This is a genomic window from Pedobacter folensis, assembly GCF_056490665.1.
Window position 1 is genome coordinate 906,690 of the sequence record NZ_JBWJIF010000002.1, and the last position, 21,923, is coordinate 928,612.

Genomic DNA, 21,923 nt, shown 5'->3' on the forward strand with positions numbered 1-21,923 from the left:
AGAAGAAACGTGTTTAACGGTTATTAACTCCCTTTTTCCGCCAGAGCCAAATTAAGAAGCCTGTAATGGGGAGTGAAGCCGTAATTAATCCAGCGAAAAACACAAGAAGTTTGCCCCAGAATCCAAAAATACTTCCGGTGTGCAGATCGTAATTAAGTGCTTTTACTTTATCTAATGCAGGTAGGGAAGAAAATGATTTCCCCTTTAATAATAATTTACCGCTGTAGCGATCAAATCTATATTGAACCTTCTGATGGATTCGCTGAGGATCAAGATAAGCCGAAACATTAACTGTTCCTCCTTTGGTAACCGGAAGATTATAAAGGAGGTAGGAGGCCTCCTTACTCAGCGATTTGGTATTTGAAAGAATAAGGTGATTTGGCGTTGGTCCGGCCAATGATGTGGTATCTGAAAAAATCTTTACTTTTTTATCGGATACCAGATCAAACGACCACATCAGGCCGGTAAGCGAAATGATTAACAATATTAAAAAAGCATAAAACCCGAAAACCTGGTGCAGATCGTAATTCAGTCGCTTTGCTTTCGCATCCCATTTTACCTGAAGCTTTTGTTTCCAGAAGTTCATTTTCCATTTCTTTGGCCACCAGAGTACAATGCCTGAAAGGAGTAATATCACGAAACAAACTACCGACCAACGGATGATAAAATGACCAACAACATCTCCAAGGAGCAAAGTACGGTGAATGGAAAGCACCACATTGAAAAACTCCTTGTTGGCGTCTTCATGAAATACAATTTGTGCGGTGTAGGGATTTAGGTATACTTTTTCAAAATATTTCTCTGCTTTGTATGCCCTGAACATGTAGGTTCTATCCGGCGATTGCTGTATTTCTACCCTGGATATTTTTTTAAGCCCACCGAGCTTTTTTTGTGCAACAAACAAAAGCTGATCGAATGATTGCTTTTTTGCGCCATGTGGAATATCTACATATAATCTGTCATGATACAGAACAGCTTTTAATTCATCAGAAAACGAATAAATAGCGCCTGTTAAACCGATTACAAACACCACTAGCCCGGATGAAAGTCCGAGCCAGAGGTGTAATAAGTAGATGATTTTTTTAAAACCTGTACGAAACATTGGCAACAAAAGCTCTTGGCATCTGGGCACTCAATACGCCCTGGCCGGTAAAGTACAATTGATTAGTAAGATTATCCACCTTAAATCCCAGACGATATTTTCCAGTATCATAAAATGCGGTTGCATTCATCATCACATATGATGGAAGCGTGAATATCCCGGTTACAGCAGAATTAGAGGTTAAATGTTTGCCTACATAATTTGTACCCAATCCAAGCCCCAATCCTTTAAGCTCTCCTGAAGGAAGAACATAACTGATCCAGCTATTAATTAAGGTGGCAGGACCAGCAGAAGCTGGTCTTCTGCCTTCGAGCGCAACAGTAGCTTTGGTCAGTTTACTGTCGTTGTAACTATATCCGGCAATAATATTTAATCCCTTCAACGGATTGGCGATCAGTTCTAATTCGACACCTTTACTCCGCTGCGTGCCATTTTGAACCGTAATATTATAAGTTGTTCCACCTACAATCAAGTCCTCGTTGCGGGTTAGATTATCCACTTTAATATCATATACGCTGGCAGTGAAGCTTAACAAACCATTAAACAGATCGGTTTTTACTCCTGCCTCAAACTGATTAGCATGCTGCGGTTTAAATGTACCCGATACACCAGCGCCTTCAGGCTGTGTAACAGGTGCTACGTTTGCAAAACCGTTCATATAATTTCCAAAAACAGATACCTGATCTTTGATTACATGATAAACTAAACCTAGCTTTGGCGATACAGCCGTTTGCATGTATTTGCTATTGGTAACAATGGTATTGGTGGCCTGGTTCAATGTACCTCTGTTCTGGAAACGATCAACACGTAAGCTTAACATGGCCAGTAAACGGTTGGTAATATTCAGTACATCCGAAGCATAAGCGCTATAGATATTGCTTTTTCCAATGTTCTTAGTTGGTGCTGCGGTACTTGCTGCTAATCTGGCCTCAACAGCCGCTCTCGAAAGTTTTACATAATTCGGATCTGATGGATTTAATCCACTTACGTTATCAAACACCAGGTATGGCGAATTGTTATTGTTTATCGTTTGGTTAAGGTAATCGAGACCAACAATTAATCTATTTCGAAGCCCCAGTATCTTAAAATCTCCGATAAAATTCTGCTGGATATCACTCGCGGTATTTGTCGAGTTTTGAAGACTGATATTCCGTTCTAACATTTCATCGCTGGTAGCACCTCTGATAAATTCATATTGGTAAAAGCCATCCGATTTTCTGGAATTGCTAGAATAAATGGTTTGTGAGCGCCATTGATCTGAGATCTGGTAGTTTATTTGTGCCTTAATGTTTACGGTTGGGTTTTTCATGGTCAGATCGTTCGAGTTGTAAGATCTTTTCCAATCAAAATTTAATTCTTCCGGTGTGGTGGCAATAAACTTTCTTACCCTGTTTAAAAAGATTGTTGATGAACTGGTTGCCTCTGTTTGATAGAAACCAGCGTTAAGGCTGAGTGTTAAACGGTTCGATGCACGGTATTCTACCGCAGGGGCAAAAAATGTTGTCCTTCTAAAACCAGCATCCTGAAAGCTGCCCTGGTATTGGTAAGCCGCGTTCATCCTAAATAATAACTTCGAATTCTTTTTAGCTGGTCCGTAAACGTCGGCTGTTATTCTGTTTAGTCCGAAGCTTCCGGTAAGATAAGATATCTCTCCACCAGCCGTATCAATAGGCTTTTTGGTTACAATATTGATCAGGCCACCAAACGATACCACTGCGCCGCCAAAAAGTGTTCCTGATGGGCCTTTAATCAGCTCAACCCGTTCGATATTGGATGGATCGATTTCACCATTGGTTTGCGATGGTAACCCATCAACCAATGCAGCTTCGGTTCTAAAACCTCTCATACTATAATACGATGCACCATCAGTATTAATGCCCCTCGATCCCTGAATTTTATAAACCCCGGGAGAATTTTTAAGCGCATAGCTGAAATCCGTAATCATTTGTTCGTTTAACAAGGTTTTTGGGATGGTGGTATAAACCTGAGGGTTATCTAAATTTGCCAATGGCATTTTTGCTGCCGTAGTGGTTTTTTTTACCGAAAATCTATTGGTTTCACCGCCATTAATCACTACCTCATCCAATTGTGAATGGCTTTCGCGTAAAGTAAAATCAGCGCTAACTTTCGTGCCAGCTTTGATGTTGATTTCTCTGCTCTGACTTTCTAAGCCAATATAGCTAACGAAAAGTGTATGTGCGCCTTCTGGTATATCACGAAACCGGTAATTCCCATCAGCGTCAACAATCGTAGTGCGTAAGCGATCGAGACTAACACTTACAAATTGGGCAGGTTTTCCTTCTGCAGTAATTACCTTACCGCGAACTTCGCCCTTAGCCTGTTGTTTAATGGTAATGTCTTTCCCGCTAGCCGTAAAGGTCAGTCCGGTTTTTTTAGCTAATTCGATCAGGATTTCGTTAACCGATAAAGCTGATGGTGATAAGGTAATGGTTTTGTCCAGCTCAGTATTGAGATCACTGTAGATAAAATTCAGGCCTGCCTTTTTTTCAAGTTGTTCAAGTGCGGCACGTAATTTTAGTGTTCGTGGAGAAATGTTTACAGTTGCCTGCTGAGCAAAACTATTGCTCGAGAGCAGGAGGCATAGCAAAATACAAAAGGCTGAGAGAACAGACTTTAAATTCATAAATTTGTAATTGATCATTGATTGTGAGAATTGATGGTAATTTTAACTACCGGGGTGTTGACGCACTTCCGGTAGTTTCTTGTTTAATTTTTATTTATAGATTTCAATATATTTTCCTGAATTTTTAAAGCGATAATCAGAAGCCCGCTCCATAAGTTGCAGCACTCTGCTTATAGACTGTTCTCCAAACTTTCCGCTAATGGGTTTATCAAGTTGGCAGCTGATTTTGAATTTAAATCCATATCGGTTCTCGAGCGTTTCCAGTACCTCGGGCATAGGTGTATCATTAAAACGGATCGTTCCGGTTTTCCATGCTGTTACCGCACTGGTATCTACCTGAGTAATGCTTAAAAGATGTTGATTGTGTTTATTGAAAGTTAAACTTTCACCTGGTTTTAGGATACTCAGCGCACCATTTTTCGGTTGGAAACTAATCTTGCCCTGGGTAAGGGTAACCTCAAGAACAGGTGCTGATTTTAGATTGCGCACATTAAACCTCGTTCCAAGGACCTTAATTTCACTGTTGGCACTATTTAAGATAAAGGCTTGTGCGGAATTATGTCGTATAATAAAGAAGGCTTCACCAGAAAATAGCGTTACATTTCTTGTGGTTTTGTCGAATTTACTGGGGTAAGAAATTTGACTTCCTGGTTGAAGTTCTACTTTGCTGCTGTCGGGCAGGGTAATGGTACTGGGTTGCCCAAACGGGGCATTAAATACTATATTTTGCGTCTGGTGTTTCTGCTGGTTAAAGAAGAAAAATCCAGATGCCAGCGCAAGACTAGCAGCTATCGATCCATAGATCAGCCATTTGAAATTGATTTTTCTTTGAATCGGCTTTAGGTGAGGCTGAATGGCTGAATAAATCTCCGCCTGAATACGCTCATCCTCAATTTTTGATCCTTCAGGGAATTGCTCGTCGGCAAGCCATAACTCAACTTGCTTTTGCTCCGAAGGGCTGCATTTGCCTTTAGCATACCTTTCCAGTAAGTCGGCATCGATATCTTCCATACCTATATCTACCCTTAAGATGGGATTACCCTACGCGAAATCTGAAAAATATTTTATTTGAGGATGATTGGATACTTTAAGCAGGGTTGAGAACTGCCCTAAACTCCTTAAGTACACGCGAAATATGTTTTTCAACCGTTTTTACAGCTATTCCCAATTCTGATGCAATTTCTTTATAACTCAGCTGCTGTTCTCTGCTCAGTAGAAAGATGCTTTTGGTTGGTTCTGTCAGGTTTGATATAAACACTTCAAGTTCTCCTGAAAGTTCTTTATCAAGCAGCATCGCCTCCGGATTGTATCGTAAAGCTTCAATATCGCTACCAAAGTTTACATCCGTAATTTCTTCCTGTTGTTTCTTGTTCCTGAAAAAATTAAGAATCTGATATTTGGTACACCGGGCAAGGTATTTGGATGCTTCTACCTCATTTTCAAATGTGATTTCCCTTTTCCAGATGGATAAGAATATATCCTGACAGATATCTTTAGCGATTACCTCGTCGCCACATTTTGATAGCGCTAAACCATAAACATTGCCCCAATGTAGATTAAAGAAATCGATAAATTGCTGGTTGTTCATATCTGTTTGGAGGATATGCGGCAAATATAAGCTTATTTAGACTTGTTACAAATAGTGGCTGTGTTTTTATTTGAATCTTGGCAAAGATTATACCCATTGCTATTTCATGGAGCATAAAAAAAGCACCAACCTTTATCAGATTGATGCTTTTCGTAGCCCGTAGGGGAATCGAACCCCTGTTTCCAGAATGAAAATCTGGCGTCCTCACCCCTAGACGAACGGGCCATTTTCAGTATTTTAATTTCCAGTTATCATTTGCAATTAAAACTGCCAATTGATAACGACCAACTGAATTGGTAGCGGGGACACGACTCGAACGTGCGACCTTCGGGTTATGAGCCCGACGAGCTACCAACTGCTCCACCCCGCACTCTATGTTGTCATTTAACCTTCGGGTTATGGGCTCACCGAGCGTACTCCCGAAGTTTCGGGACTCCACCCCGCACTCTCATGTATTTTTAAGGAATACCAACCTTCAATTTTGCAGTGTTGAAACTGATAAAAAAAACCGCTCAGCTCTTGTAGCGGTTTCGTAGCCCGTAGGGGAATCGAACCCCTGTTTCCAGAATGAAAATCTGGCGTCCTCACCCCTAGACGAACGGGCCATTTTCAGCATTTTAATTTCCAGTTTACAATGTGCAATTAAAACTGCCAACTGAATTGGTAGCGGGGACACGACTCGAACGTGCGACCTTCGGGTTATGAGCCCGACGAGCTACCAACTGCTCCACCCCGCACTCTATACAACTCGTTTTTTTCTTTGAATTAAATCCTTAACTCTGTTTCCGAATTGGAATGCAAAGATATAATTCGTTTCTTTGTGCTGCAAATTTTTTTTAAAAAATATTTTAATGGCGCATAAAGCAGGTTTTGTTAGTATAATAGGTAAACCAAATGTAGGTAAATCTACCCTCATGAATGTGCTTGTAGGCGAGCGACTTAGCATTATAACTCCTAAGGCACAAACCACAAGACACCGCATTTTAGGGATCGTAAATGAAGAAGAATATCAGATCGTTTTCTCTGATACTCCGGGTATAATTAAGCCAAAATACAGTTTACAAGAGAGTATGATGAGCTTTGTTAACGGATCTTTGACTGATGCGGACGTACTTTTATTCGTAACCGACATTAATGAAGAGCACGATGAGGAAGACGTTCTGGAGAAAATTCTGAACCGTAATATCCCAACAATTGTACTCATCAATAAAATCGATAAAGCATTACAGGAACAGGTTGACGAGAAGATTGCCTACTGGCAGGAGAAGCTAAATCCGGTTGCTATTTATGCAATTTCGGCTTTACATAAACACAATGTCGACGGATTATTGGACCGCGTACTGGAAATGTTGCCAGAACATCCACCATATTATGATAAAGAAGATTTAACCGATCGCTCAGAACGTTTCTTCGTTTCGGAGATTATTCGTGAAAAAATCTTCCTTAATTATCAGAAAGAAATTCCTTACAGTACCGAGGTCATTGTGAAGAGTTTTAAAGAAGAAGAAATGAAAAACGGTAAAGGTGCCATGATCAGGATTACTGCAGAAATTGTGGTAGAACGCGATTCACAAAAGAACATTTTAATTGGTACAGGCGGGAGTATGTTGAAAAAGGTGGGTACCGAGGCGCGTTTAGAAATCGAGAAGTTTTTAGATAGCAAGGTTTTCCTGGAAATGTTTGTTAAAGTAATCCCTGACTGGAGAAGCAAAAAGAATTATTTAAAAAGCTTCGGTTACGATAATTAATTTCGAATTTTAGGAGATGAAGAAAAGTTTAACGTTTCTCTTGCTGTTGATCGGTACAACAGTTTTTGCCCAGGAATCAAACAATGGTAAAAAATTGTGGGCAAAATCTATCCTGAATGAAAAAGCACCAGATTTGGTTGTGGAAAAGTGGATTTCGAAACAGCCTGATACCAAAGGTAAGTTTGTATTAATCGATTTTTGGGCAACCTGGTGCGGGCCATGCCGGGCATATATCCCTACATTAAATGATATTCAAAAGAAATACGCTGATAAAATGGTAATTATTTGTGTTTCTGATGAAGCAGCAGAAAAAGTAGAAGCTTTTAATAATCCTAAAATCAACTATTTTGAAGCCATTGATACGAAGGGAACGGTAAAAGACTCACTTCAGGTTAAAGGTATTCCGCATGCTATTTTAATTGATCCGAAAGGAATTGTAAGGTGGGAGGGATTTCCTTTATTGCAGGGAAATCAATTAACCGAAGAAGTCATAAAAGGACTTTTAGAGAAGTATAAAAATTAATATTAATAGAGGTTACGAAAAATAACCGTACCTTTGCAGCCCGAAATAAATCGGTTAGTAGTTGATAGTCAATGGCTGATAGCCAAATAGTTTGAGCAGCTTGCCTAAACACCACGACCATTAACTATAAGCCATTAACTATCAAAAGAACACCCATGAGTAATATTATAGCCATCGTAGGCAGGCCAAACGTAGGCAAGAGCACCCTTTTTAATAGACTAACAGAAAGCCGTAAGGCCATTGTAGATGATATGAGCGGCGTAACCCGCGATAGGCACTATGGTGTGGGCGAATGGATAGATAAACAATTTACCGTAATCGATACGGGTGGTTACGTAGCCAACTCAGAAGATGTTTACGAAGCCGCAATCCGCGAGCAGGTAATGATCGCCATCGAAGAAGCCAGTGTTTTGGTTTTTATGGTCGATGTAACTACAGGCATTACCGATTTGGATGATGATATTGCGCAGGTATTGCGCAGAAGTAATAAACCGGTTTTCGTTTGTGCAAATAAAGTAGATAATACTGCATTATATAACGAAATCCATACTTTTTATGGTTTTGGATTAGGCGAAGTGTATCCATTGTCATCCATGACAGGTTCCGGAACAGGAGAGTTATTGGATGAAATTGTTAAAAATTTCGAAGATATTGCGGAAGAGGAAAACCAGCTGCCTAAAATTACCATTGCAGGCCGCCCTAATGTGGGTAAATCTTCTTTGGTTAATGCATTAATTGGTAAAGAACGTAATATTGTTACCGCAAATGCAGGTACAACCCGTGATTCGATTAAAATCCATTATAACCAGTTCGGTCATGAATTTATGTTGATCGATACCGCCGGATTACGTAAAAAAACAAAGGTTAAAGAAAACTTAGAGTTTTACTCGGTAATGCGTACCATTAAAGCTTTAGAAGAGGCTGATGTTGTGGTATTAATGATTGATGCGGTAGAAGGAATCGAAAGTCAGGATATTAATATTTTCCACCTGGCCGAGAAGAACAAAAAAGGAATCGTAATTCTGGTTAACAAATGGGATTTAATTGAAAAAAATACCCAAACCATGAAAGCTTTCGAGGAGCAGATTCATGAGCGTATCCGCCCGTTTACCGATGTGCCGATCATTTTCACATCTGTATTAAACAAACAACGTATTTTCAAAGCCATTGAAGCAGCTTTAGAAGTTTATAAAAACCGTAGCAAAAAAATTCCTACATCTAAATTAAATGATGTGATGTTGCCATTGATCGAGAAATTCCCGCCACCGGCATTAAAAGGAAAACACATTAAGATTAAATACATCACACAGATTAATGCCACTTCGCCAATGTTTGCCTTTTTCTGCAACTTGCCTCAGTACATTAAAGATCCGTATAAACGTTTCATTGAGAATAAATTAAGGGAAAACTTTGATTTTTCCGGTGCACCGATCCAGATTTATTTCAGACAGAAATAAGGTAAGGTTGAAGTTTAAAGGTAGAGGGCGTAAGGTCAATATACCTACAAATCAACGTATTTAAAACAGGGCTGTTTCTTTGAGAAATAGCCCTGTTTTTGTTTGCTCGTCGAGAGTTGTAATCTCGTCGCACGGTGTTGTGGATTTGCAATCCACCAAAAGCCAGGATTTGTCAATCCCGGCTAACAGATAAAAATTTACCCTTACCTTTGCCTCATGCAATTACAAGTTCTAAATAGCCAGACAACTGATATCGATACCATTTTCGAATTTTATGATATGGCTATAGCTCATCAAAAGAAAGTGTTTAACAAACACTGGCAAGGCTTTAGCAGGGAAATGGTGCAGACCGAAATTGATGAAAACCGTCAATATAAAATTCTGGTAGATGACGCGGTAGCCTGTATATTTGCTGTTACCTTTAACGATAGCTTGATTTGGGGTGATCGCGACCACGATGCGATTTATATCCATCGGATTGTAACCCATCCCGAATTTAGGGGTTATTCTTTTGTGAAAGAGATTATCAAATGGGCCAAAGATTACGCAGCAAAAAACAACATTAAATTTATCAGAATGGATACCTGGGCCGACAATGAAAAACTGCTCGAATATTATACGGGTTGTGGTTTTGATTATGTTGGTGTGGTAACCATGGAAAAAACTGATGGATTACCAAAACACTATGAAGGAATTAGTTTAAGTCTGTTTGAAATTGCTTTATAAAAACTGGAATTTTTATAAAGCAATCGTCTTGCTGAAATAAACGATCGTCATGCTGAACTTGTTTCAGCATCTCTCATGTAAAAAAATAACCTTTGGGTAGATCCTGAGATAAATTCAGGATGACGGTAACTACATAGATTTCCTTTGTTCGTCGGGATTTATAATCTCGTCACACTGTGCTATGGATTTTAAATCCACAACAGACTAAGCTTCAAAGACGGGATTGCAAATCCCGACTAACGTAACAATTGAAACAAGTTCACCATAAATGATCGTCATGCTGAACTTGTTTCAGCATCTTTCATGTAAAAAAATAACCTCTGGGTAAATCCTGAAATAAATTCAGGATGTTGGTAAAATTTACTTCAACTCAATCTTCCAGCTTAACATATCATCAACTTCTCCAATATGGATAAAGTTGTTTTTTTCCAAGATAGAATAGGAGGCTACATTATCTTTCGTGGTGGCCGCAAAAACAGATTTTACCTTGGGCTGCTCCTTTGCCCATTCTATTATCCTGCCAACGGCTTCAGTCATAAATCCTTTCCCTCTAAATTCTTCGTAAGTGCCATAACCAATTTCGATTTCGCCATTGGGATCGGGCTCACCAACAAAACAGATATCGCCTACCATTCGATGATCGGGTTTGGATATAATCGTCCATAAAGTATGGTACAGGTAATCTTTATCCTTATCGAAAACGTTGGGTAAAATGGTTTGTTCCAGCGCATCGTGGAGAGAAGGCGAAATGTTTTTCTTTGTTGGCAAAAGGCCTAACTCCTGTTCAAGGGAATGATCATCTTTAATATATTTTAAGAGCTGATTGTGTGTTAAGGGTTTTAAAATGAGGCGTTGTGTTTCTATCATTTTTGAGATTGTTAGACAGACTAATATAATACTTTGAGTTTTGAATAACCAAAATTTTAGAACAAGCTTTTGTTAAGAAAGGATGTCCTGGATTTCTTCAAATGCGGGCGAAATTAATAAACCTTTATTACCTGGCCTGTTACAATACCCAGCACACTTTTCTCGTAGGCTTTGACTACTTTCTCCATAGTAACTGGAATTTCGCCGGGAAATGAATCGAAATAAGCGGGCGAATCTTCAACCACATTAGGGCTGATGGCGTTTATACGAACCCCGTTTTTAAGTTCCGGAGCAGCCGCGAGGACAAAAGAATTTAACCCTCCATTTATTGTGCTTAGTGCGGCGCCTGCTGCAACCGGATGATCGGCCAATATGCCCGATGTTAGCGTAAATGAGCCACCTTTATTAATGTAGTGCTGACCGATAAGCACCAGGTTAACCTGCCCCAATAGTTTATCCAGCAGACCGGTCTTAAATACTTCCCCAGTCATTTCACTTACAGGTGCAAAAGGGCCTTTCCCGCTGGTACTAATTAGTGCATCGAAAGGACCTATCTGCTCAAACATGGCTTTGATCGATGCTTCATTGGTAATATCTACCTGAACATCGCCTTTGGTATTTCCTACACGGATTATCTCGTGTTTTTGCGCAAAAGCTTCGGCTACTTTTTTGCCTAGTGTACCTGTTGCGCCTACAATTATTATCTTCATATAAAGCAGTTTAATGTGCGAATACTAATTTAGCATCGTTATTAAACATCAGCTTCATTAAAATGTTTGTATAACATGTTAATCCTGCAACACCATTTCAGCTTTAAGATCAGCAATTAAAAGATCGATATGTGATTGCATGACGTTTGGCATACAGATGATATGTGAATGTCCCTGCTCTGCTGCCAGCTGCCATTTTTTACAGATGTTTACAGATGGGGTAGGGAAGTTCACGGTGATCGCATTCACATTCCGCCAGGCTGCAATACCAATCGCTTTAAGTTTGTTTTCTGTATAAGCTGCTGTTGCCAAACTGTGCATGGCCCTACTTTTTAATCCTGCTAAACCCAAGCGTTTAATGCTGTGCCATAAAAATAAGGGACTATGGCCATTTCTGGATCCGGTAATGGTGGTATCAACACTTCCGATATAAGCCACCGAACGGGCAATGCGGTCACGGTTCGATTTTTTGGCCACCACTACTCCGCAAGGCATTGGCGAGCCAAAAAACTTGTGACCACTAATGGCAATGCTGTCTGCGCCATCTTCAAAGTCGAATGCAGGTCTTGGCTCAATTAAGGCGCTGTAGGTACCAGAAAGGGCCGCATCGGCGTGAATATAATAATGTTGGATAGCCAGTTTTTTTAAAATGCTTTTAATTTTGGCCACATCATCACGCGCTTCAGTCATGGTGGTGCCAATATTGGCCATAATAATAACAGGCATATGCCGGTTCATCCTGATAGTGTGCTCGAGGTCTTCGTAATCGATTTCTCCGTTTTCCTGTGTGCGGATCACGATGTTCGACATATTGAGTAGATGCAGGTTTTTTTGAACGCTATAATGTGTAGCTTCAGAATAATAAACCATTCCTTTTGGGTGTAATTCGCGGGCAAGGTATAAGCCATATAAATTGCCTTCTGAGCCGCCATTGGTTACATAACCCCACCAATTATCAGCAGGGGCACGGAAAAGTTCGGCAAAAAACTGCACTACTTCTTTTTCCAGTTCACGAGAGCCTACGCCATAGGTTGATGTAACGAAAGGATCGCCCAGGTTGTTCATCGGATATTTTAAAAAATCGGATAATGCCTGATAGTCGAAGTCTTTTGAAACAGGATAACCTAAAAATAAATCGGTCTGTTCCTTAACCTTTTCTAATAGATCATTTAATACCTGTTGATCCTTTTCCTGTAATTTGCTCGCTTCCATAAAAAATATGATTTACGGGCAAAATTAACAAAACAAAATATAGTATTATGGTTAGTGTTTAATTAAGAATATTATGTTGTATTATTTGGTTTGGTCGAAATTAAAATTTAATTCTAGCTATGCATTTATCCTCCATGAAATATAAAATATGGCTACTGAAGGTTAAGGAGTGCTTGCCTTACCGCATTGTCGGTCTGGTTTGCTGCCTTGTAGTAGCCCACATCGCCCAGGTAATAGCGACAAAGCAAAGCTTTAAGGTCGTTTAAGATCACATTTTTCGAATTGTATAGCTGGAAACGATCTATTGTTACATTTTTGCGTTGGAGAAACCCGATAAAGTCTTTAAAGTCGTTATCGTTCATGGTAAAAATATTGATGTTCTGCTCTACAAAACTGGCGCTGTACTTATTGGTTAGGACATTAAATACATAATCAGAAAGTACTTTCTTGCTCACCAGGTTACTGTAAAACTTATTGTAGCCTGTTGTATCTAATTTCACAAATACATCTGGCTGGATACCACCAATGGGTTTAATTTTTCTGCCAGGCTGAACGTTTACCCCTTCAGCTTTCTCAATAGAATCCTGAAAAGAGGTACGGTCTCCGGTAAGCTCTCCATCCATCATGCGTTCGTCTAATTCATGTTTGTAGGCATCATAACCTTTTTTATACGATTTTTGGATGCTACGCCCAGATGGGGTATAATATCTCGCGATGGTTAAGTTCAGCGCTGAGCCATCGCCAAAGGCAAATTGTTCCTGTACCAAACCTTTACCAAAAGAGCGGCGGCCAACTATAATCCCGCGACCCAAATCCTGAATGGCCCCAGCTACAATTTCGCTGGCAGAAGCGGTATTTTCATTAATCAACACTGCCAGTTTCCCATTTTGAAAAGCACCTGTTCCGGTAGAGAAATAATCGGTACGTGGTTCGTGCTTGCCCTGTGTATACACGATAAGTTTATTCTCTGCTAAAAACTGGTCGGCCAAACCTGTAGCTGCAGTAAAATAACCACCGCCATTATCACGTAAATCAAGAATCAGTTTTTTCATGCCCCTTGCTTTCAGGTTGTTAGCAGCAGCAGAGAAATCGTTATCGGTATTGGCGCCAAATTTACTAATCCGCACATAACCTGTTTCGTTATTGATCATGTAGGCGGCATCGATACTACTGATGTTTACTTTTCCGCGGGTAACCATAATGCGGTTACTTTGCGGAGCGCCCGGGTGTAAAAGCACTACACTCACACCAGTACCTGATCTACCTTTAAAACGACCGGTAAGTTGATCTTTGGGCAGGTTTCGTCCGCTTACCACAGCCGTATCAATACTCAGGATTTTATCGCCCAATTTAATGCCCGCCTGGTAAGCCGGTCCGTCTTTAACCACACCGGTCACCATCATGGTATCGTTAAGCATGTAATATTCTATGCCTACACCTTCAAAGTTCCCTTCCAGGTTATCGGTCATATCTTGCGCATCAGTTGGTGGCAGGTAAACACTATGCGGATCGAGTTGGTGTAAAACGCTATCGATAGGTAAATTCTGAAGCGAATCGGTATTGATGTCATCAACATAATTGCCGTTGATGATGTGTAGGATTTCGTTTAATTTTTCGTCGCTATTGCTGGCTAGCTGAGGACTCTTTTTAATGCCAAAGCCTTGATCTTTAATAAATTTTATGCCCAAAAACATACCCACTATTAAAATTACAGAATAGCTTACAGCGATCAGTATGTTATTTCGGGTATTTTTTTTCATCAGCGTTACTGCAAATTTATGAAAATTAGCGAGTTGATATATTTTTTAACTGCATTTTCATGTCTTTTGTTTATAATATTTAACATTAATTAACGCGGGGAAGGCTTCACTTGAAATTTATGACAGATATTTTTGGGTTTTTAGCGCAGTTTTTAGAAAGAATTTACCGAATTTTATCAAAATTAAATTTATGAATAGAGTTACCGAGCAAGAATCTAACTATGACCACATCGATCAGATGTCGGTGTTAGAAGTTTTGCAGGGCATTAATAACGAAGATAAAACTGTAGCATTTGCAGTTGAAAAATCTTTGCCTCAGATCGAAAAATTAACTTCGGCAGTTGCCGAGCGCATGAAAAAAGGTGGTCGTCTTTTTTATATTGGTGCAGGCACGAGCGGACGTTTGGGTGTAGTAGATGCATCAGAATGCCCGCCTACATATGGTGTTCCTTTTGATTGGGTTGTCGGAATAATTGCCGGTGGCGATACTGCAATTAGAAGAGCAGTAGAATTTGCTGAAGATGATGCCGAACAAGCCTGGAAAGATCTTCAGGAATTTGAAATTAATGAAAAAGATTGTTTGGTTGGCCTGGCCGCATCGGGTACTACACCGTATGTAATTGGTGGTTTAAACACGGCACGTAAGCATGGCATTTTAACGGGTTGCATTGTTTGTAATATCGGCGGACCTATTGCTGCAGAATCGGATTTTCCGGTTGAAGTGGTGGTTGGACCTGAGTTTGTTACCGGTTCTACACGGATGAAATCGGGCACTGCACAGAAACTGGTGTTAAACATGTTAAGCACTACTGTTATGGTTCAGCTGGGGCGTGTTGTGGGTAATAAAATGGTTGATATGCAGTTAACCAATCATAAACTGGTAGACCGCGGTACACAAATGGTTGCCGATGAGTTAAATATTGGTTATGAGGAAGCCGCCGAATTGTTAACCCGTTACGGAAGCGTGCGTAAAGCAGTTGCAGCAAGACATTAAAAAGGAGAAAATGTTTGAGTGATAGAATTAAAGAATGATTGAGCTTAGCACAATATCAAACATTCACTCATTCATAATTAGAAAGAAGTATGCACGAAATTGAGCCTTATTATCAGTGGAGAGATGATTACATTTCGGCAGAAGATGAGCGATCGCCATTTTACAATACCGAATATTCAGAACTTTACTTCGATAAGCAGATTTATAACTTTTTATTGCACCCGCAGTGGGACGAATTTGGTTCGAGTACCCTGTACATGAAGGTGTTATATGCCGATTACGATCGCAGTTATGCCATTATCGAGTTTATAGGCGAGTGGAATGATGCCATTAATAATGATATTATGCTGCTGAAACGCGATATTTTAGAGCTGATGATGGATGAAGGTATTAATAAATTTATCCTGATCGGAGAAAATGTGCTAAATTTCCATGCTTCTGACGATAGTTATTACGAAGAATGGTTTCAGGAAGTAGAAGACGGCTGGATTGTGGGCGTAAATTTTCAGCAACACGTTATTACCGAGTTTCGCGACAATAACATCGATTATTACATTAACTTTGGTGGTGCTTTTGACAACCTGCCATGGCGCACCTTAAAACCTTTACAGTTCTTTAAAAAAGTTGAAGAACTGCTGACAAAAAGATTAAACTAAATATTTATTTTTATATAGTTAAATACACAAAATTTAAAATGGAACAACAAAATTATCAATATCAGGACAACAGTGTTTTTGTACAGGAAAAATCTGCATCTAAACGTTTCTTCGGAAATGTTTTCTTATGGATGTTCGTCGCACTAGCTGTTTCTACAGTTGCAGCTTATTTTATCGCCAGTACACCGGCGGTATTGGATTATCTTTTATCCTATAACCCACAAACAGGTAAGGGCGGCTTTACCGTTTTAGGGTACATCGCAATATTTGCTCCTCTAGGGTTAGTATTCTTAATGGGTGCTGGTATGCAAAGAATGTCTTATCAGGCATTAATTGGTGTGTTTTTGCTTTATTCTATATTAACAGGAGTAATGCTCAGCTTTATCTTGTTAACTTACTCCTTGCCATCAGTTGTAATTAGTTTTGCTGCGGCTGCTGCGATATTTGCGGTAATGGCAATAATGGGATATACCACAGATACCGATCTAAGTAAATTTGGCCCTATATTATTTGCAGGTGTAATTGGTTTGGTGATCATCAGCATAATCAATATGTTTTTAGGTAGCTCAACATTGGGTTACATTATGGGTTTTATCGGAGTGGCGATTTTTACTGCATTAACTGCGTACAAAGTTCAGGAGCTTAAAAGAATTGGTGAAGGATTAGATGAAAACGGAAACACTTTAGGTGTAAATGAGAGCAAAAAGCTAGCAATTATGGGTGCGTTGTCGCTTTATATCACTTTTATCAACTTGTTTTTGTCGCTGTTACGCATTTTCGGTAACAGAAGATAAACCTAAATAACAGAACAATATTCTTAAGGCTGCGCAGTTTTGCGTGGCCTTTGTAATTTTATTTGGTAGCGAAGCGATAATTTTTGGAATTGATGTTGCTTTGTTGCATTTTTGTATGCTTATTAAGAAAGACGGAGGGATTAGACCCAACGAAGTCTTAGCAACCTGTAACCATACAAGGTGCTAAATTCTATTCTGCAAATAGCGGAAACAGATAAGTTTAGGATTACGATTCACGTACCAACTTTTTAAATAAGCCTTTTAGGATGTAATAATGTATAATGGAAGATGTATGATATGTCTTGCCATTTGCCATTTTCCATCCCACATTTTACACAACAAATGGGTATAAGAGAAGAATTAGAAAAACGTATTTTGGTGATTGATGGTGCAATGGGTACCATGATTCAGCGATATACCTTAACCGAAGAAGATTTTAGAGGGGAGCGATTTAAAAACCATCCCTGTGATGTAAAAGGCAATAACGATTTGCTCAACATCACACGTCCGGATATTATTAAAACAATACACCTGGAGTACCTGGCGTCTGGTGCCGATATTATCGAAACCAACACGTTTAGTACACAGCGCATTTCCATGGCCGATTACCAGATGGAAGACCTTTCTTACGAAATGAGTTTCGAAGGCGCGCGAGTGGCAAAAGAAGCCGTAAACGAGTTCATGGCTGCAAATCCAGACCGTAAATGTTTTGTGGCTGGTGCTATAGGCCCAACAAACCGTACCCTTTCCATGTCGCCTAATGTAAACGACCCTGGTTTTAGGGCGGTTTATTTTGATGAGCTGGAAGCCGCTTATTACGAGCAGGTACGTGGTTTGGTTGATGGTGGTTCGGATGTATTATTAATCGAAACCATTTTCGATACTTTAAATGCTAAAGTGGCCATTGTAGCCATTAAAAAATATGAAGAGGTAATTGGCCGTAAACTGGAGATCATGATTTCCGGCACCATTACCGATGCCTCCGGAAGGACACTTTCAGGTCAAACTGCCGAAGCTTTCTTAAACTCTGTCATGCATGCAAAACCATTAAGTATTGGTTTTAACTGTGCTTTGGGTGCTAAAGAAATGCGTCCGCATATCGAGGAACTCGCTGCAAAAGCAGGCTGTTATGTTTCGGCCTATCCAAATGCAGGTTTACCAAACGAATTTGGTGCTTATGATGAACAACCGCACGAAACGGCACATTTGGTTGATGACTTTATTGCATCAGGTTTTGTGAACATCGTGGGAGGCTGTTGTGGTACTACACCAGAGCATATTGGCTGTATTGCGAAAAATGCAAGGAAAGCGGAACCCCGCAAAATCCCGGTATTGGAGCCTTACATGCGTTTAAGCGGATTGGAGCCTGTAACCATTACTCCGGAAAGCATTTTCGTGAATATTGGTGAAAGAACCAATATTACAGGATCTCCTAAATTCTCTAAACTGATTTTGGGTGGCGATTACGAAGCTGCACTGGCTGTTGCTTTGCAGCAGGTTGAAGGCGGTGCGCAGGTAATTGATGTGAACATGGATGAAGGGATGTTGGATTCAGAAGCCGCGATGACTAAGTTTTTAAACCTCATTGCTTCTGAACCGGATATTGCCAAATTGCCAATCATGGTCGATTCATCTAAATGGTCGGTTATCGAAAATGGCTTAAAATGTTTGCAGGGAAAAGGAATCGTAAACTCCATCTCATTAAAAGAGGGTGAAGATAAATTCCGCGAAAGCGCCCGCAAAATTATGCAATATGGCGCTGCAGTGGTAGTTATGGCTTTTGATGAGCAAGGTCAGGCCGATAATTATGAGCGCAGGAAAGAAATCTGTAAAAGAAGTTACGATATCCTGGTAAACGAAATTGGTTTCCCGGCAGAAGATATTATTTTCGATCCGAACATCTTAACCGTAGCAACAGGACTCGAAGAGCATAACAATTATGCCGTCGATTTTATAAATGCCACCCGTTGGATCAAAGAAAACCTGCCTCATGCTAAAGTGAGCGGAGGGGTTTCTAACATTTCTTTCTCTTTCAGGGGAAATAATACCGTTCGCGAAGCGATGCACTCTGCATTTCTTTATCACGCCATCCAGGCTGGTTTAGATATGGGGATTGTGAACGCCGGAATGTTGGAGGTTTATCAGGAAATTCCACCCGAATTGTTAGAAAGGGTAGAAGATGTGCTCTTAAACCGCAGAGACGATGCCACGGAGCGTTTGGTAGAATATGCCGATACCGTAAAATCGAAAGGTAAAGAGGTGGTTAAAGATGAAGAGTGGCGGAAAGGTTCTGTTGAAGAAAGATTATCTCATTCCTTGGTAAAGGGAATTGTAGAATACCTGGATGATGATGTGGAAGAAGCCAGACAAAAATATGCCCGCCCGATCCAGGTGATCGAAGGACCATTGATGGACGGGATGAACATTGTAGGTGATTTATTCGGTGCGGGAAAAATGTTCTTGCCTCAGGTGGTAAAATCGGCAAGGGTAATGAAAAAAGCCGTAGCTTATTTATTGCCGTTTATCGAACAGGAGAAATTAGATAATCCGGATCAGGATCAGAATTCGTCAGCAGGAAGAGTATTAATGGCGACTGTAAAAGGTGATGTGCACGATATTGGGAAAAATATTGTGGGCGTAGTACTGGCTTGTAATAACTTCGAGATTGTTGATATGGGCGTGATGGTTCCGGCACAGGAAATCATTAAAAAAGCCAAAGAAATAAATGCCGATATTATTGGATTAAGTGGATTGATTACGCCATCACTAGATGAAATGGTTCACTTTGCCAAAGAAATGGAGCGCGAAGGTTTTACCATTCCATTAATTATAGGTGGTGCCACAACCTCAAGAATCCACGCTGCAGTAAAAGTAGCACCAAATTATTCAGGACCTGCTATCCACGTGTTAGATGCTTCCAGGAGTGTTACCGTTTGCAGCACCTTGATGAATCCGGAAACAAAAGATGAATATGTAGCAGGCATCAGGGCTGAATATGATAAGGCACGTGAAGCGCATTTAAATAAACGATCGGATAAACGTTTTAAAACACTGGAAGAAGCCCGCGAAAATAAGTTTAAGATCGATTTTCAACCCAACTTACCTGTTCCGGAATTTACAGGAACAAGGGTTTTCGATAATTATCCTTTAGAAGAACTGGTTCCTTATATCGACTGGACACCATTTTTCCATACCTGGGAACTTCGTGGCAGTTATCCGAAAATTTTCGACGATAAAAATGTAGGCGACGAAGCGAAGAAGCTTTTTGATGATGCACAGACTTTGTTAAAACGCATCCTCGACGAGAAACTGTTAACAGCAAGAGCTGTAATCGGTTTCTGGCCAGCAAATACAGTAGGAGATGATATTGTTTTGGAAGTCCGGAGTCCGGAGTCCGAAGTCGGAAGTCTGCCTGTCGACTCAGGACTGAAGACTGAGGACTCAAGACTGGTAACTATTCACACCCTCCGCCAGCAGGCCGAAAAAGTAGATGGACAGCCATATTATGCTTTGTCTGATTTTATTGCGCCGAAGGAAAGTGGCATTCAGGATTATTTTGGTGGTTTTGCAGTAACGGCAGGTATCGGGATTGATGAACTGGTCAATGAGTTCGAATCGAATTACGATGATTACAACAGCATTATGGCCAAAGCACTGGCCGATCGTTTAGCTGAGGCTTTCGCAGAACGTATGCACGAACGTGTCCGTAAAGAATATTGGGGTTATGCACAGGATGAAAATTTGAGCAACCAGGAATTGATTAAGGAAGAATATGCAGGTATCCGTCCGGCGCCTGGTTATCCTGCCTGCCCGGAGCATACTGAAAAAGGAACTTTATTCCAGTTACTTGATGCGGAGAATAAAATCGGATTGCACTTAACCGAAAGTTATGCCATGTATCCAACAGCGGCGGTAAGCGGATTTTATTTCGCGCATCCCGATTCGAGGTATTTCGGTTTAGGGAAAATCACCAAAGATCAGATTGAAGATTACGCCATCAGAAAGAATATGCCGGTTGAAGAAGTGGAACGGTGGTTAAGTCCGAATTTAGCTTATTAACCCCCAGCCCCGACAGGGAAGGGAATTGTATACAAATTAAAATTTAAAGTCCCTATTATTCGGGATTAGGGTTATGAAGATTACAGACCATATAAAAAACGCAAAGGGTAAAACCTTATTCTCTTTTGAATTATTACCGCCTGTAAAAGGACAAAGCATACAATGGATTTATGATGCGATTGAACCACTATTGGAGTTTAATCCACCATTTATTGATGTGACTTCACTCCGTGAAGATTACATTTATAAAGAACAGGCCAACGGTTTGTTGCAAAAGGTATCTTACCGTAAGCGTCCGGGTACCATTGCCATTTGTGCAGCCATTATCCATAAATATAAGGTTGATGCTGTTCCACACCTGATTTGTGGTGGGTTTACTAAAGAAGAAACCGAAAATGCATTGATCGATTTACAGTTTTTGGGTATCGATAATGTGCTGGCCTTACGAGGCGATGCACGTAAGGCAGATGGAAATTTTGTTCCTACACCAGGCGGGCACTGTTATGCGACAGATCTGATCGAACACATTAAAAACCATAATGAAGGTAAATTTTTGCACGAAGATGTTGAAACCTTTAAAAGCGATTTCTGTATTGGCGTTGCCGGTTATCCTGAAAAGCATTTCGAGGCACCTAATATGAGTACCGATTTTAAATACCTGAAAAAGAAGGTAGAGGCAGGAGCTGAATTTATTGTGACGCAGATGTTTTTTGATAATCAGAAATATTTCGATTTCGTAAAGAAATGCAGGGAAAACGATATCAATGTACCCATTATACCAGGATTGAAACCCATCAGTACCTTGTCGCAGTTGAATGTGTTGCCTAAGATTTTTCATATCGACTTACCTGATGAGTTGACCGATGCGCTATCGCATGCTAAAAACAATAACGAGGCAAAAGAAATTGGTACAGAAGCGATGATTAAACAATGTAAAGAACTGATTGATTTTGGCGCTCCGGTATTACACTTTTATACCATGGGTCGCCCTGAGCAGACGAAAAAGATTGCAAAGGCTATTTTTTAGCCTAAAAAGCATAGTCATTGCGAGGCACGAAGCAATCTTAAAGCGCTGGGTTAATT

17 protein-coding genes, 4 tRNA genes and 1 riboswitch are annotated in these 21,923 nt (G+C 40.2%); of the genes, 9 read left to right on the plus strand and 12 right to left on the minus strand.

Annotation, left to right across the window (positions count from 1 at the left end; all coding sequences use genetic code 11):
- Positions 1–13: 13 nt before the first annotated feature.
- From AC04QZ_RS12470 to AC04QZ_RS12505, 8 genes are all read right to left on the minus strand, one after another.
- A complete protein-coding gene (locus tag AC04QZ_RS12470; protein WP_478358022.1) occupies positions 14–1,102 on the minus strand; it encodes a PepSY-associated TM helix domain-containing protein in 1,089 nt (362 codons plus the stop codon).
- Entirely contained in the window at positions 1,083–3,746 is a 2,664-nt protein-coding gene (locus tag AC04QZ_RS12475) for a TonB-dependent siderophore receptor (RefSeq protein WP_478358023.1), read from the minus strand. Before AC04QZ_RS12475 ends, AC04QZ_RS12470 begins: the two co-directional genes overlap by 20 nt.
- Positions 3,747–3,836: 90 nt before the next feature.
- Positions 3,837–4,757 carry a FecR family protein gene (locus AC04QZ_RS12480; protein ID WP_478358024.1) on the minus strand — a complete coding sequence of 307 codons (921 nt, stop codon included), beginning with the start codon at positions 4,755–4,757 and terminating at the stop codon, positions 3,837–3,839.
- A 76-nt stretch (positions 4,758–4,833) separates the two neighbouring features.
- A complete protein-coding gene (locus tag AC04QZ_RS12485; protein ID WP_478358025.1) occupies positions 4,834–5,334 on the minus strand; it encodes an RNA polymerase sigma factor in 501 nt (166 codons plus the stop codon).
- 153 nt (positions 5,335–5,487) lie between these two features.
- Positions 5,488–5,559 (minus strand) — tRNA-Glu (locus tag AC04QZ_RS12490).
- Between the two features lie 69 nt (positions 5,560–5,628).
- Positions 5,629–5,704: transfer RNA gene (locus AC04QZ_RS12495), tRNA-Met, on the minus strand.
- A gap of 163 nt (positions 5,705–5,867) precedes the next feature.
- A tRNA-Glu gene (locus AC04QZ_RS12500) sits at positions 5,868–5,939 on the minus strand.
- Between the two features lie 56 nt (positions 5,940–5,995).
- Positions 5,996–6,071, minus strand: a tRNA-Met gene (locus tag AC04QZ_RS12505).
- Between the two features lie 114 nt (positions 6,072–6,185).
- Here AC04QZ_RS12505 and era point away from each other — a divergent pair.
- The 4 genes from era (at position 6,186) to AC04QZ_RS12525 (ending at position 9,788) form a co-directional block, all read left to right on the plus strand.
- Positions 6,186–7,082: a GTPase Era gene (era, locus tag AC04QZ_RS12510; protein ID WP_086548844.1), complete on the plus strand. Its 897-nt coding sequence runs from the start codon at positions 6,186–6,188 to the stop codon at positions 7,080–7,082.
- Positions 7,083–7,098: 16 nt separating this feature from the next.
- Positions 7,099–7,605 carry a TlpA family protein disulfide reductase gene (locus tag AC04QZ_RS12515; protein ID WP_478358026.1) on the plus strand — a complete coding sequence of 169 codons (507 nt, stop codon included), beginning with the start codon at positions 7,099–7,101 and terminating at the stop codon, positions 7,603–7,605.
- Positions 7,606–7,760: 155 nt separating this feature from the next.
- Positions 7,761–9,062 (plus strand): ribosome biogenesis GTPase Der, encoded by a 1,302-nt coding sequence (der, locus tag AC04QZ_RS12520; RefSeq protein WP_086548846.1) that lies wholly within the window; start codon positions 7,761–7,763, stop codon positions 9,060–9,062.
- 216 nt (positions 9,063–9,278) lie between these two features.
- The gene (locus AC04QZ_RS12525; protein WP_478358027.1) at positions 9,279–9,788 is read left to right on the plus strand and encodes a GNAT family N-acetyltransferase; all 510 of its coding nucleotides are present in this window, start codon (positions 9,279–9,281) and stop codon (positions 9,786–9,788) included.
- Positions 9,789–10,148: 360 nt separating this feature from the next.
- Here the strand turns inward: AC04QZ_RS12525 and AC04QZ_RS12530 are convergent, their stop codons facing one another.
- The 4 genes from AC04QZ_RS12530 to AC04QZ_RS12545 form a co-directional block, all read right to left on the minus strand.
- On the minus strand, positions 10,149–10,655 hold the full coding sequence (locus tag AC04QZ_RS12530) for a GNAT family N-acetyltransferase (RefSeq protein WP_478358028.1): 507 nt from the start codon (positions 10,653–10,655) through the stop codon (positions 10,149–10,151).
- Positions 10,656–10,768: 113 nt separating this feature from the next.
- Entirely contained in the window at positions 10,769–11,365 is a 597-nt protein-coding gene (locus AC04QZ_RS12535) for a short chain dehydrogenase (protein ID WP_478358029.1), read from the minus strand.
- 78 nt (positions 11,366–11,443) lie between these two features.
- Complete coding sequence (locus AC04QZ_RS12540) at positions 11,444–12,577, minus strand: histidine decarboxylase (protein ID WP_478358030.1); 1,134 nt, start codon at positions 12,575–12,577, stop codon at positions 11,444–11,446.
- A 152-nt stretch (positions 12,578–12,729) separates the two neighbouring features.
- Positions 12,730–14,337: a S41 family peptidase gene (locus tag AC04QZ_RS12545; protein WP_086548851.1), complete on the minus strand. Its 1,608-nt coding sequence runs from the start codon at positions 14,335–14,337 to the stop codon at positions 12,730–12,732.
- Positions 14,338–14,527: 190 nt separating this feature from the next.
- On the opposite strand from AC04QZ_RS12545, the gene murQ reads away from it, so the two are divergent.
- From murQ to metF, 5 genes are all read left to right on the plus strand, one after another.
- Positions 14,528–15,331 carry an N-acetylmuramic acid 6-phosphate etherase gene (gene murQ, locus AC04QZ_RS12550; RefSeq protein WP_478358031.1) on the plus strand — a complete coding sequence of 268 codons (804 nt, stop codon included), beginning with the start codon at positions 14,528–14,530 and terminating at the stop codon, positions 15,329–15,331.
- A gap of 89 nt (positions 15,332–15,420) precedes the next feature.
- The gene (locus AC04QZ_RS12555; RefSeq protein WP_086548853.1) at positions 15,421–15,987 is read left to right on the plus strand and encodes a hypothetical protein; all 567 of its coding nucleotides are present in this window, start codon (positions 15,421–15,423) and stop codon (positions 15,985–15,987) included.
- Between the two features lie 38 nt (positions 15,988–16,025).
- On the plus strand, positions 16,026–16,781 hold the full coding sequence (locus tag AC04QZ_RS12560) for a Bax inhibitor-1/YccA family protein (protein WP_086548854.1): 756 nt from the start codon (positions 16,026–16,028) through the stop codon (positions 16,779–16,781).
- 116 nt (positions 16,782–16,897) lie between these two features.
- Positions 16,898–17,002, plus strand: a riboswitch (SAM riboswitch).
- Between the two features lie 121 nt (positions 17,003–17,123).
- On the plus strand, positions 17,124–20,840 hold the full coding sequence (gene metH / locus AC04QZ_RS12565; RefSeq protein WP_478358032.1) for a methionine synthase: 3,717 nt from the start codon (positions 17,124–17,126) through the stop codon (positions 20,838–20,840).
- Positions 20,841–20,913: 73 nt separating this feature from the next.
- A complete protein-coding gene (metF, locus tag AC04QZ_RS12570; RefSeq protein ID WP_025146299.1) occupies positions 20,914–21,867 on the plus strand; it encodes a methylenetetrahydrofolate reductase [NAD(P)H] in 954 nt (317 codons plus the stop codon).
- Positions 21,868–21,923 lie beyond the last annotated feature (56 nt).